Annotated in this window: 13 protein-coding genes, 1 pseudogene, 1 riboswitch and 1 other annotated feature; of the genes and pseudogenes, 8 read left to right on the forward strand and 6 right to left on the reverse strand. The window is 33.6% G+C overall.

What is annotated here, in order from left to right; translation table 11 throughout:
- On the forward strand, positions 1-552 hold a 552-nt coding region (locus BR72_RS27210; RefSeq protein ID WP_035436482.1), incomplete at its 5' end, for an IS3 family transposase.
- A gap of 68 nt (positions 553-620) precedes the next feature.
- Here the strand turns inward: BR72_RS27210 and BR72_RS20790 are convergent.
- From BR72_RS20790 to BR72_RS20800, 4 genes and pseudogenes are all read right to left on the reverse strand, one after another.
- Positions 621-2351, reverse strand: a complete 1731-nt coding sequence (locus tag BR72_RS20790; RefSeq protein WP_051957374.1) for a right-handed parallel beta-helix repeat-containing protein — start codon at positions 2349-2351, stop codon at positions 621-623.
- Between the two features lie 161 nt (positions 2352-2512).
- Positions 2513-2752 carry an SH3 domain-containing protein gene (locus tag BR72_RS27215; protein WP_051957375.1) on the reverse strand — a complete coding sequence of 80 codons (240 nt, stop codon included), beginning with the start codon at positions 2750-2752 and terminating at the stop codon, positions 2513-2515.
- A 192-nt stretch (positions 2753-2944) separates the two neighbouring features.
- A pseudogene (locus tag BR72_RS27220) lies at positions 2945-3155 on the reverse strand (N-acetylmuramoyl-L-alanine amidase); the annotation flags it as partial.
- A gap of 839 nt (positions 3156-3994) precedes the next feature.
- The gene (locus tag BR72_RS20800; RefSeq protein ID WP_035436484.1) at positions 3995-4981 is read right to left on the reverse strand and encodes a tryptophan--tRNA ligase; all 987 of its coding nucleotides are present in this window, start codon (positions 4979-4981) and stop codon (positions 3995-3997) included.
- A gap of 41 nt (positions 4982-5022) precedes the next feature.
- Positions 5023-5236 (reverse strand) — a binding site (T-box leader).
- Between the two features lie 136 nt (positions 5237-5372).
- Here BR72_RS20800 and BR72_RS20805 point away from each other — a divergent pair.
- The 3 genes from BR72_RS20805 (at position 5373) to BR72_RS26835 (ending at position 7463) form a co-directional block, all read left to right on the forward strand.
- The gene (locus BR72_RS20805) at positions 5373-6527 is read left to right on the forward strand and encodes a 1-deoxy-D-xylulose-5-phosphate reductoisomerase (RefSeq protein WP_035436487.1); all 1155 of its coding nucleotides are present in this window, start codon (positions 5373-5375) and stop codon (positions 6525-6527) included.
- A 64-nt stretch (positions 6528-6591) separates the two neighbouring features.
- Positions 6592-7044 carry a GNAT family N-acetyltransferase gene (locus BR72_RS20810; protein WP_035436490.1) on the forward strand — a complete coding sequence of 151 codons (453 nt, stop codon included), beginning with the start codon at positions 6592-6594 and terminating at the stop codon, positions 7042-7044.
- A gap of 36 nt (positions 7045-7080) precedes the next feature.
- Positions 7081-7222, forward strand: a riboswitch (cyclic di-AMP (ydaO/yuaA leader).
- A 97-nt stretch (positions 7223-7319) separates the two neighbouring features.
- Positions 7320-7463, forward strand: a complete 144-nt coding sequence (locus BR72_RS26835) for a hypothetical protein (RefSeq protein WP_090997202.1) — start codon at positions 7320-7322, stop codon at positions 7461-7463.
- A gap of 38 nt (positions 7464-7501) precedes the next feature.
- Here BR72_RS26835 and BR72_RS20815 read toward each other — a convergent pair whose 3' ends face one another.
- Positions 7502-8023: a CGNR zinc finger domain-containing protein gene (locus BR72_RS20815; protein WP_035437029.1), complete on the reverse strand. Its 522-nt coding sequence runs from the start codon at positions 8021-8023 to the stop codon at positions 7502-7504.
- A gap of 139 nt (positions 8024-8162) precedes the next feature.
- On the opposite strand from BR72_RS20815, the gene BR72_RS20820 reads away from it, so the two are divergent.
- The 3 genes from BR72_RS20820 (at position 8163) to BR72_RS20830 (ending at position 10260) form a co-directional block, all read left to right on the forward strand.
- Positions 8163-9350, forward strand: coding sequence for an MDR family MFS transporter (locus tag BR72_RS20820; protein WP_035436492.1), 1188 nt, complete (start codon positions 8163-8165; stop codon positions 9348-9350).
- Between the two features lie 121 nt (positions 9351-9471).
- Positions 9472-9903, forward strand: coding sequence for a DUF5391 family protein (locus BR72_RS20825; protein WP_231559744.1), 432 nt, complete (start codon positions 9472-9474; stop codon positions 9901-9903).
- A 36-nt stretch (positions 9904-9939) separates the two neighbouring features.
- Positions 9940-10260 (forward strand): YqfO family protein, encoded by a 321-nt coding sequence (locus tag BR72_RS20830; RefSeq protein WP_035436495.1) that lies wholly within the window; start codon positions 9940-9942, stop codon positions 10258-10260.
- A gap of 317 nt (positions 10261-10577) precedes the next feature.
- Here BR72_RS20830 and BR72_RS20835 read toward each other — a convergent pair whose 3' ends face one another.
- Entirely contained in the window at positions 10578-10967 is a 390-nt protein-coding gene (locus tag BR72_RS20835) for a hypothetical protein (RefSeq protein ID WP_035436498.1), read from the reverse strand.
- 741 nt (positions 10968-11708) lie between these two features.
- Here BR72_RS20835 and BR72_RS20840 point away from each other — a divergent pair.
- Positions 11709-12725, forward strand: a complete 1017-nt coding sequence (locus tag BR72_RS20840) for a response regulator aspartate phosphatase (RefSeq protein WP_231559740.1) — start codon at positions 11709-11711, stop codon at positions 12723-12725.
- Positions 12726-12759 lie beyond the last annotated feature (34 nt).

Below are 12759 nucleotides of genomic sequence, written 5' to 3' on the forward strand. Positions count from 1 at the left end.
TATAAAGGAACTGTTGGAAAGATTGCACCGAATATTTTAAATCGCAACTTCCAAGCTGAAAAACCAAATGAAAAATGGGTTACAGATATTACGGAGTTTAAATTGTTTGGAGAGAAGTTATATTTATCACCGATGCTAGATTTATTTAATGGCGAAATTATCACGTATACAATTGGATCAAGACCAACTTATTCACTAGTTTCAAGGATGTTAGACCAAGCTTTTGAACGCTTAACAGATGAGGACACACTCCTTATCCATTCTGATCAAGGTTGGCACTATCAAATGAAACAATACCGGCATTCCCTCAATAAACGTGGCATTACACAGAGTATGTCCCGTAAAGGGAACTGTTACGATAACGCAGTGATTGAAAACTTCTTTGGCATCATGAAGTCAGAATTACTTTATCTAAAAGAATTTGAAAGTGTTGAACACTTTAAGCAAGAATTAGCAAAGTATATTGAATACTATAATCATAAAAGAATTAAGGCAAAACTAAAGGGCATGAGCCCGGTACAATACCGAGCTCATGCCCAAGAAGCTGCCTAATGAAATAATCTGTCTAACTTTTCGGGTTCACTACATAAGAGCCGGCTTTTTTCCATCTCGTCCTCTACTTATACAGGGCTAGAAACTAAAGTACCATTATTGTCAATGGTTACTTTTCTTTTTACACCATTCGTATCATAAGCGAAGAAACCAACAAATCCTGCAGATGAGGATACTAAAACACAACCTGTTTTCCCTTCCACATCATTATTAAATACTTGTACATTAGAACATGTAGGAGTAACTTCAATCCCATATTTATTTTTATTTTCGGTAGTTGACATCCTCACTCTATTATCACGAATGTACCCTTCTTTAGAAGCACTACCAACTAAAATAGCACTACGTTGATTGTCAGCTTCAAGCGAAGTATTGCGAATGTTATTCTTATCAATAAAGAATCTTGTAATAGATTGGAGGAAGATCCCTACACGACCTGAGTTAATCATAATATTATTAGAAATATCAACATCCTCTAAAAAATCAGTGTTATCTGAAGAAGTTAATGCTGTATTATAGATGAATTCATTTCGTGAATCTTCAAAAGAATTATATTTAATTTCTAACTTTCTACATTGTTTGAAAAGAATATGTCTAAATGATTTCTTGAATGTATTACCTCTAATTTTACATCTGTCAACATACGAAAGTACGATAGTAGCAAAATCTTCGGGTGAATTCCTCTCTTTAAATTCATTATCAATAATTTTAACGCTATCAAAGAAAGCTGCTTTCTTATCATTTTGCCATCCAACAATATAGATATCTTCTCGTCTTGTTCCTGAGAATGTATTTTCTTTTACAACAAAGTTATAACCTGATTCTGGCATTCCTGTGTCATTACCTTCGCGGTCTTTTTGCCCCTCACCAGGACTTCCATCAGGATTCGAATGTGCTATAGCTCTCTCACAATTTAAGAATGTATTTCCTTGTATAGTCATATCGCCAAATTTTAAAGCACGAACACCTGCATAAGTTGCATTCTCAAATGTATTATTGATAACTTTAATATTTCTATTGAAAAGGAACATTACAGAAGAATGATTTCCTATTCCCGTGGCTATCGGATTCATCCCTTTCGTATCACTACTACCAAAATAACAGTCACGAATAGTTATATTATCACAAGGTTCTCCATCCCATGCTCCAAAATCAGAAAATCCTAACTTAGTATGGTTAGAGATTTGAATAGATTCTGCATACCCTCTTGATTTATCCGTGGTTGCATCTTTGTAGCCTAAAAACTTACATCTCTCAATTACAACATTACGACAAGCGTTAATATCCATCATATGAGCATTAATAACATCTTTGAAAGTAATATCTCTAAACGTTAGATTTCCCCCTCGAGCCCATCCTGTCATGTTAAACCCTTGGGGAAACTCAAGGACATTACCATCAAACGTTCCACCTTCAATACTTATGTTGCCGTTACCATTATAACCTTCAAACAAATCTCCTGAATTTCCATTTTTCATAATACCTCCTGGATGCCCTCTTAATAAAATCGCATTTTTCCCCAGACGTATTTTCGTATTTTTGTAAACAGTTAAATATTTTGTTATACGATAAATACCTGAAGGAATAAAAATATCAACTCCTCCTTCATTTAATGCAATATCTAATGCTTTTTGTATAGCTTCGGTTGTTAATGTACCTTGTGTTCCGTCTGCTTTTGCACCATACATTCTTACATCAACATAAGGAAAAGTTGAGTCCTCAGTTTTCACATTAGTTTCCATTTCAATATTCTCGTTACCTAAGGATTTATTTGAATTATTATCTATTTGATGAAACATGTTATCTCTCCTTTTTATAGAAACAGTTAAAGTTATATAATATTATATTATATTGTTATATATTTATCTTACTAGTCGTAATATAAAAGATTTCCCCTCACTACGTGATTTTAAAAACAAAAATACAGAAAAAATCCGACTCATAAGAGCCGGCTCTCGTCTTATCTAAGCCAATTTACATAAGATTCATCAAAATACACCCAACCTTCAACACCTTCACCTGCGACATAAATCCAGTCAGCATATCGATAATGTACTTCATAAGCAGAACGTTTTGTAATTTTATTGATGACAACATCGCCAGCACTTGCACCTTTTCGAAGGTTTACACCAGTAGCATTTACCCATACAACACCTTTCGTTTTACCATCCTTGTTAATTGATACAACATCATCTCTCATCCAATTGTCAATAGCTACCTTATACCAAAAATGAGTACCATCATATGACCACTAATAATACGTATGCCCTTGCCCTTTTGTGGCTTGATGCATAATAGTTGCATTTACATTAGGCTCTTTACGAATATTAGCTACATCAGCAGTCGTTGTAAGGTATCCTAAAACTTCTACTTGTGGAGGAACAAGTTGAGAATCACTTCCTATAAACCATTCTAGTGACTTATCGCCATTTAAACGGTTCACATCACAATTTCCAATTCCTTCAACATAAATCTGCATATTGCCAAAGATCACAAGGATATGCAGGTTTTGTCCCATAACGAGGAATCCAAAGGAAATCAGCTTTTACATTTTGTAATCCATAGGAACTATACATATGATGAGATACATAGAAACCTACTTCTGTAATGGTTACTTTTCCTTTAATGGCTTCTGCTTGTGTTTCAAGTGTTGCTTGTGTCCGCTTTATTTGTTCACCTTGTGTTGTTTGTGTTTTAGAAATACTTTCTATACTCTGTTTAATAGAATCAGTTGTACGAGTAAATTCTTAGTCTCCACTTCCCTTGAGCCTTCGCTATCTGCTCTTTTTTCAAAACAAATTAGCTATATTTACTAATGTTATTTCTCGAAAAATCATGTTAAAGTTGCATAGCATAAGTTTTTACATGTCAGTATTACATTTTAGGTCTCGTATATTAACGAGACCTCTTTTTTAGCGCAAATACGAACCTTTGAATTGGACACATTTACCAATATAATTTTTTGAAAATTCATGTTAAATTTACTTAGTCGAGTACGCCATTACTTGACACATTACCCGTAGAAGTCCCGTATACCCCGGACTTCTTTTTTAAGCATTCCTGAGTTAATCAACAAAAAATTATGTTTCCTTTTTAATTGCTTCAATATAATTTCCAAGATGCGGATGTCCAGTTGGTTTAATTCCTGTTAACATAACCTTTTTATTCACAACTCCCCCTCCTTTTACATATAAAAAAGCCCCTCAATCCTAAAAAGGACGAGGGACTCCCGTGGTACTACCTTTATTAGCTACAATTTCATAGCTCTCTTTATGATCTGAATAACGTCGAAACAACCGTCAAAGCCTACTCAATTCAGCTTACAGCTCCAGAGTCCATTCCATATTTTTCCCTTTTGTTTTAACCTATAATGCTCACTTTTGTGCAGGTCATAAACGCCCTCCACACCTAAGTGAAATAAATCCATTGGGTGGTTTTCACCTTAACACCCAATCCGTTTTTTTATTTCCGCTAAATTCCCCTTAGCAATTTCCCTTGCCCGCTCTACCCCTTTTTCCATTGCTTCTTGAAGTAAGTGCGGTTTATCCATATACATTTTATATTTCTTCCTCGGCTCTTCTAACTCACGATTGATGACATGAAATAGTTCTTTTTTTACATCACCCCAGCCGATGCCTGTTGCGTATTTTTCTTTCATTTTTGCGATTTCCTCAGTTGTCGCAAATTCTTTATACAATATAAATAATGTTTCAAGTTCCTTCGGTTCACTTGGTAAGGAAGAATCTGTTTTAATTTTGAAAATCAGTTTTTTCAGCTTTTCTTGTTCTTCAAATAATGGAATGACATTTCCATAGCTTTTACTCATTTTTCGTCCATCAAGGCCTGGTACAATTGCTCCTTCTTCTTGAATGATGTACTCGGGCAATGTAAAGATTTCCCCAAATGTGTTGTTAAAATATGAAGCAATATCTCGCGCAATTTCTACATGCTGAATTTGATCTTTTCCAACTGGAACATAATTTGATTGAAATAATAAAATATCAGCTGCCATTAAAATAGGATACGTATATAATCCCATGTTTACACCAGTATCTACATCTACTCCTGCTTCTATATTTTGATCAACTTTTGCTTTGTAAGCATGAGCACGGTTCATTAAGCCTTTCGGAGTAAGGCAAGCTAAAATCCAGTATAATTCTAAGATTTCTGGTACATCTGATTGACGATAAAAGATTACATGCTCATCCAAACCTAATGATAACCATGTCGCTGCTACTTCCTTCGTATACTCACGAAACTTACTTGGATCTTGTACAGCATTTAATGCATGATAATCGGCAATAAAATATAACGCTTCCCCTTTTCTTTGTTTAGAAAGCTGTAATGCTGGTTTAATTGCTCCAATATAATTTCCAAGATGCGGATGTCCAGTCGGTTTAATTCCTGTTAACATAACCTTTTTATTCACAACTACCCCTCCTTTTACATATAAAAAAGCCCCTCAATCCTAAAAAGGACGAGGGACTCCCGCGGTACCACCTTTATTAACTACAAATTCATAGTTCTCTTTATGATTCGAATAACGTCGAAACAACCGTCAAATCCTACTCAATTCGGCTTGCAGCTCCAGAGCCCATTCCATATTTTCCCCTTACTGATTCCCACCAACCATCAGTTCTCTGCGAAGTTCCAAATATGTACTCTTCTCTTTCATCGCTTTTTCTTTAATTTCCCCTTATTATACCACAGTTTTTTAGATAAAAGGGAACTTTCTGTCTTATTAAGCAGGAATTTTCCTTTTTTTATCTAATTACATATAAGTTCACGGAAAAGATTCATTCAACTATGGAGGATTTATTATGGTAAAATACATTTCAATTCTAGGATCAACTGGTTCAATTGGGACATCAGCTCTAGATGTAGTCGCTGCTCACCCAGAACATTTTCAAATTATCGGTTTAACTGCAAATGAAAATATTGAAATGTTGGAACAACAAATCCAAACATTTCAACCACGTATTGTAAGCGTGAGTAAGAAAGAATTAGCAGATACACTGCGCTCACGAATTTCTACTCAAACAAAAGTTGTATACGGAGAAGATGGCTTGATTGAAGTTGCTACGCACCCCGATAGTAATCTTGTCTTAACTTCTGTCGTCGGTGTAGCAGGACTGCTTCCAACAATCGAAGCATTAAAAGCGAAAAAAGACATTGCGATTGCGAATAAAGAAACATTAGTGGCAGCAGGTCATATTGTTACAGAATTAGCAAAGAAAAATGATTGTCGCCTTATTCCAGTAGATAGTGAGCATTCTGCTATTTTCCAATGCTTAAATGGTGAAAATAATAAAGAAATTGAAAAGTTAATTGTAACAGCATCTGGCGGTGCATTTAGAGATAAAACACGTGAAGAAATGAAACTTCTCAAAGCGAAAGATGCGCTAAAACATCCAAACTGGCTAATGGGAGCAAAATTAACAATTGACTGTGCAACATTACTAAATAAAGGATTTGAAGTAATGGAAGCACGTTGGTTATTTGACGTTCCCTATGAAAAAATCGATGTTATGATTCATAAGGAGAGCATTATTCACTCTCTTGTAGAGTTTGTAGATGGCTCTATTATGGCTCAGCTTGGGGCATCTGATATGCGTATGCCGATTCAATATGCATTCCACTATCCATCGCGTTTAGCATCTTCTTTTAAAAAATTAAATTTATTAGAAGTTGGCAGCTTGCATTTTGAAAAACCTGACTTAGAGAAATTCCCTTGCCTTCACTATGCTTATGAATCCGGGAAAATTGGAGGGACAACTCCGGCTGTATTAAATGCTGCAAATGAAATTGCGAATGCTTTATATTTACAAGATAAAATTTCATTTTTTGACATTGAAAAAACGATCTATTCTGCATTAGAAGCTCATCATAATATTGCGACTCCTTCATTAGAAGAAGTATTAGCAGCAGATCAATGGGCACGCCGATATGCCAATGAATTACTGGTGAAGATGTAAAAATAATGATACGAAAGAGTGAGAATCTTATATTCTCACTCTTTTCATAAAAGGAGACCTTTATATGATTCGAAAATTATCTCCTTCTTCTATTGAAGAAGCTACTAAAATTTTAGAAGTTCAAATTCCCGCATATAAAATTGAAGCACAGTACCTTGAAAACAATTCAATTCCACGATTATATGACACAATTACTGATATTCAAAATTGCAATGAAGTCTTTTACGGATACTTCATTGATGATACGTTAGCTGGATTTATTTCATTTTTAAATGCGGATGATGTCGTTGATATTCATCGCCTCGTTGTTTCTCCTACGTATTTTCATAGAGGAATCGCAACCGCACTACTGCAACACCTATTTCAACTACATGAAGAAACGACAAACTATATAGTACAAACTGGTAAGAAAAACGCGCCTGCGATTTCTTTATATAAGAAGTATAATTTTATAGAAACAAAAGAAATTCCATTACCAGACGGTCTCGTTCTTGTACAATTAACAAAGCTAAAATAGATTGATTAACTTGGATCAATATGTTAATTTTATTTATATAACCTTTTGTTGAATCCAAATTTTGGAGCGGGGAAACCACTTCTGTGGCATATGCCACTTGGGGCGAATCTTATTAGTAGGGATACTCTCACATTCCGAGTCCGACAGCTAACCTCGTAAGCGCATTGAGAGAGGAAGGTGCTTTTTACTTATGCTACCAAGCATTCCTCCTTAACTCTAACAATATGTTTTTTATGTAATTCAATTATATTGTTAGATAAAAGGAGATGATTTTCATGTTACGTATATCCGACCATGACAAGAAAACAATGGAGCAAAGAGTAAAATTAGAACAACAACGTCCGTATTATACAGCCAAAACAGCAAGTTGCATTCAACATAAATATGTTATGCAGCATATTGTTCAGTCCAAAAATTGAGAAAATAACAGAAGCCTTGCATAACTGCAAGGCTTCTACTATTTTATATAACTTGAACTTGCTTTTCTCTTCGCTCGGTGCCTTTTTACTTTTGCGATTGTCCCGCAAGCTCGTCCCCCTTCTCCTTCTGCATACATACCACACCAACGTTTACTACCGTTACGAGATTGATCGTAAAATACCCATTTACAATCTGGACAAGCTTTCAATCTTTCCCACTGTTTGTTTGTAATCGCAGAGATTATAATTCGCAATGAAAACGTATATAAATTTTCCTCACCAATTGCTCGATATGTAATGATGTCAGCTTCATCCATCGTCATTACTTGCAATGGATATTTTTCAAACAATGGCTTTAATGGCTTTTGTTGTTCCACTGCCTCACGAATCGTATCCCGGAAATTTTTCACTTCATTCACTGAACCAAAAGGGAGTTTTTCATTCCACTGTTCAATCATAAACTGATGTATATCTTCTTCTGATTCAAAAAAATCAACTGGTTCTCTCGTCTCATTTGGTATTCGCCATGTATTTAAAAGTGACCTTATACTTTCTAACATCTCTGGTGCAGTTTGATTGTTACTCAAAATCACCACCAACTTTCCAAAGTTTACTTTATCTCTTATTTTCAGTATAATCATAACATAAAATAGTTAACCATTAAAAATAATAGATGGTTAACAAAAAGGAGTGAATACTTTGAGATCTTTTTCATTACCTATTCGTTTTGTATTATTTTCTTCTTTTTTCATGACGCTCGGTCATTTTGCTGTGATGGCTTTTCTTGCTATCTATTTATCTAATTCTTTACATTTTTCCGCTATGCAAGTTGGTACAATTTTAACAGCCCTTACGATTACCTCTCGAATATTCCCACTATGTACTGGAATACTTGCAGATCGGATTGGCTATATTACAATGATGATAATCGGAATGATTTTAAGAGGGATCGGTTTTCTTTCTTTAGGCATATTTTCTGGATTCCATCCCATTATGATTGCAACAATATTCATTGGATTTGGAACGGCTTTCTATGAACCTTCTGCACGCGCTGTCTTTGGTTCCCAACCAGCCCATATTAGAAAAGATACCTTTACATACTTAAACCTCTTTCTAAACGGCGGAGCAATTATTGGACCGATCGTAGGGAGTATATTGCTTAAGTGGAATCCTATGTACCCTTTTATATTTACCGGATCACTCATGTTAGTTCTAGCATTCCTATTCTTTCTTCTTAGATCTCGCTTTCATGTTACAGTGCATGAAACACAACTTTTAACAGGAATAAAAGCAGCTGGACAAAACAAATCCTTTTTATCCTTTTCACTGATCATGGTGTTTTTTTATTCGATGTTTACACAACTTACGGTTGCATTACCTCTTCATATGAATAATATAAGCCACGATCAAAACTTAGTAGGACTCGTCATTACAATAAACGCCATTACAGGTTTTTTATTTATGATCACATTTAAATATCTCTTCAAAAAATATCATGCTCTTTCTCTTGTAAAGTATGGTGTATTACTAATGGGGATCTCTTTTCTTCTCATCCCGTTTTCTTTTCATCCAAATTGGCTACTAATGTGTGTCGTTTTATTTACAATCGGAGAAACACTTGTATTACCGAATGCCGATATCGCTGTTGCAAACTTTAGCAACGAACAATACACAGCAACCTATTTTGGTTTTTTCCAACTATCACTTGCCCTTGGATTTACGATTGGCAACTATACAGGAACTTTCTTTACGAAATATTGGCAAAATATGAGTTTCCCTTGGATTATTTTTGGCCTTTTAGGCGTTGTTGGATTTTCACTTCTTCATTTTTTAAATCGAGCTGTTAAAATGGATGAAAATCTATTGCATATAAAACAGAGTATGTAACATTTTTACATACTCTGTTTTCACCTTCGTATACGTTAAGTCACTCTATAAAATTCCAAATATAACCTCTTGTTCATATATTTGTTATAATGTGAATAGGGAATAAATTACTTTGAAAGGAATGAAACAGATTATGACAAAAGACACAAACAAATTTCGTGTTATTTTCATGACGTTAGTTTCCGCGTTACTCTTTTGCTCTTTAATAGTCGCAGGTTCACTTTCTCCACTTACTGATTCTGGGCCTAAAGTCAATAAATTTGGTACTTACGGTATGTGGGCAAGTATAGGTATGATTCTTGTATTTTATATTCTGCCTTTAATTTTATATATGGTAGGAGTAAATGTAATGAAAATCATCATGGCCGTTTTTTGTGGATTTGGGATTCTCGCAATCTTGACAATACTCGCGGTTATTTTAACGATGGGTAAATCCCCTATTTTACTAGTACTTTGCATTGCTACATTAATCGCTAATATTCTGTGGTATTTCATGGCTTTTCATTCTCCCTCAAAGCTAAATCAGCAAAAACGCATTATCGTAAATAACTAGTTATTTACGATAATATTTACTTTAAGGAGCCAAAAAATGGAAATTACATTTGTAAAGATTGAGGTGTTATTACCAGAAGGATACATAGAAACATTGAGAAATAAACTAAACGAAGTGGGCATTTTAGCGGTAGGTAAGTATGATCATGTTCTTTCTTACTCACTTGTTAAAGGATCTTGGAGGCCGTTAGAAGGAGCGAAACCTTTTAGTGGTAATACAGGTGAAATATGCTTTGGCACGGAATATAAAATGGAATTTAGATGTTTGTATGAGAAAATTGAAGAAGTGTTAAGTATTATCAATAGTATTCATCCTTATGAGGAACCCATAATTCATGTATTGCCATTATTGTTCTGAGTAAAGCATAATAAAATCTGTTTAACATTTTCCCAAAAGAATTTCCCTTCCTCAAGGAATGAGAAGGATGTGAAGTGGTGGGTAGTTGACCTCTTGAGCAAATTCTACTATCTCCCTTCTTCTTATCCAATTTATAATTATTTCTTTTTCATTATTTCAGTAACATTCAAAATCGTTTTTATCGTGTAAAAAACCTCTTGGAAAGCCTTTAAATAATTTATTTACAAATGTGAACCAACTATGTTGTTCTTCTTTTAAATGATTTAGCCAAGCATATCAATTACCTATTGAATGTAAATGAAACTGAGATTTGATTTTTAACAATTTGCAAATACATAATACCCTTTCTGCCATCGTACTTTTAACCATCTTAATTTATATTCCAGGTTGGGTTCATATAAAGCAGCTGATTCCATAAGATTAAATTGCTCTACTATCTCCAGACATCTCTTAGGTTTGGTAAGCCTACGTATAAAATCAATGTCTTCAGTCTCTAATGATCCCCATATAACCCCTTTAAAACTGACTGGGAGTAACTCTAATATGTCCTCTCTACTTAATCCCGATGACTCCAAAAAATTTTGAAGATAGGATAATGATAAGTATGTCCACATGGTACTTTGATATTCATCTTCAAAAGGTATATAAGTGTAATTCTCTGCAGTATTAAATTCGATATTCTTAATTGCTTCTATTCCCCATTTCACATTTACCCCTCCAAAATTATCATTTCTTTAGATGACAAACATTTATAGACATAAATCCTTTCCACTTACTTTTCATTATTAGAATAGATATCTTTATCTCTGCCTTTCAAACAACGCATATTAAGATAAATTGTACAAAATATATTAAATATCATTACTGGAAAACTATAAAAAACTGTAATTCCTAAAATGTCAAAAAACAGTAAAATTACCATACAAAACACATAAGCAAATAACAGCCTGTCCAAGATAGACAAATGTCATTACCCCTTTTTATAAGTAATACTTTGGTTTATTTTTTCCTCTTATAGTTCGCTGGCAATTTCCCTAAAACCATTATTCCACATTTAGACTTATCGCTATAATCAACACTTGAATTAAAAATCATAATGGATTTACTGATTCCCTCCTTATCTTTAAATAAGACAAGCAACATACCCGTTTCCCTAAAATTTTCTTTTACTTTAAATATATATAAATACTCATAGTAAATTAAGAGTTATAAAAATTTATCACTATTTTTTATAGATAAAAAATAGTGCCTAGTTTCAATTAATAAACTAAGGTATATTTCATTCAACAAAGTAATGGATTTACTTTACAATTTCAAATATATATAAAAGCAAAAAATTTTTCTTTTTCCAAAAAAAACAATAGCATTTTCATGAAAAATAACTTCCTCAATAACTAAATATCCCAAAATTTGGTACAATTAAATGAATATATTAGGAGGGGTTATACATGGAGATTACAAAAGTTACGTTAGAACAACTCACATCTCTACTAAATAAATGGTATGATTCAATTCGTAGTCAAGATACTGTTCTTGCACTTGAAATTAGAAATGATATAAAGGAGAAAATTGACAGGATTGATGAAAATCAAAACATTTTACTATACTATTCCTTATTAGAATTTAGATATCAATTACTTATAAATGATTATAAAGAATCAAAAACTTTACTAGAAAAAATTAATAGCTTTGAAAAACCAGCTGATGATTTTATCACGTATTACTATTATTTTTTTAAGGCAATACATGCTACTGAGGTTGGTAAATTTAAAGAAGCTAACGAGTACTTTAGCAATGCTAAAGAGTTATTAAAGAATATACCTGACGAAGCTGAGAAAGCTGAATTTTTCTACAAAGCTGCAGCATTCTACTATCAAATTCGTCAACCGCTTGTGGCTATCAATTATGCAACAAAAGCCAAAAAATATTATCAAAACTTATTAGGATATGAGATTAATATTGCTGGTTGTACAAATATTTTAGGACTTACATGTACTTCTTTAAGTCAATATGAAGCAGCTGAAGAATATTTCATAAATGCTTTAGATATTGTTAATAAAAAGAATAATACACTACTTGCTCAAAAAATCAGACATAATTTAGGTTTCTTATATGCCGAGCAAAACTTATCTGAAGCTGCTATTAGAAATTTATCTGCTTCCATTGAAGATCCGGAAACTGACTATAAATGTACCTTCCTATTAGCAAGAGAGCATTTTAAATTAGGTCATACTGAAGAAACAAATAAATTTATTGAAAAAGGATTGGAAATTTGTAATCGTTTACAAGTGGTTGAATATAAACACCACTTTTCCATCCTTCATGCATTAAATACAGAAGTACCAACTAATACATTTGAAACAATAATTAAAGAAGGAATTCAATACTTTGAGGAAGAAGGTTTATTAGGGTTCGTACATGACTATTCTAAACGCGTCACCACGGACACACTTGTCTTAAGCTAATCGCTACTACTGCCTTCACGACTCGGGACTTGAA

The sequence above is a fragment of the Bacillus sp. UNC322MFChir4.1 genome, from assembly GCF_000746135.1.
Lineage (GTDB): Bacteria > Bacillota > Bacilli > Bacillales > Bacillaceae_G > Bacillus_A.

Excerpts from the sequence above, each read along its gene's own strand:
- BR72_RS20790 (WP_051957374.1), bottom strand. The coding sequence starts at position 2,351 with ATGTTTCATCAAATAGATAATAATTCAAATAAATCCTTAGGTAACGAG.
- BR72_RS27215 (WP_051957375.1), bottom strand. The coding sequence starts at position 2,752 with ATGAGAGATGATGTTGTATCAATTAACAAGGATGGTAAAACGAAAGGT.
- BR72_RS20805 (WP_035436487.1), top strand. The coding sequence starts at position 5,373 with ATGGTAAAATACATTTCAATTCTAGGATCAACTGGTTCAATTGGGACA.
- BR72_RS20810 (WP_035436490.1), top strand. The coding sequence starts at position 6,592 with ATGATTCGAAAATTATCTCCTTCTTCTATTGAAGAAGCTACTAAAATT.
- BR72_RS26835 (WP_090997202.1), top strand. The coding sequence starts at position 7,320 with ATGTTACGTATATCCGACCATGACAAGAAAACAATGGAGCAAAGAGTA.
- BR72_RS20815 (WP_035437029.1), bottom strand. The coding sequence starts at position 8,023 with ATGTTAGAAAGTATAAGGTCACTTTTAAATACATGGCGAATACCAAAT.
- BR72_RS20825 (WP_231559744.1), top strand. The coding sequence starts at position 9,472 with ATGAAACAGATTATGACAAAAGACACAAACAAATTTCGTGTTATTTTC.
- BR72_RS20830 (WP_035436495.1), top strand. The coding sequence starts at position 9,940 with ATGGAAATTACATTTGTAAAGATTGAGGTGTTATTACCAGAAGGATAC.
- BR72_RS20840 (WP_231559740.1), top strand. The coding sequence starts at position 11,709 with ATGGAGATTACAAAAGTTACGTTAGAACAACTCACATCTCTACTAAAT.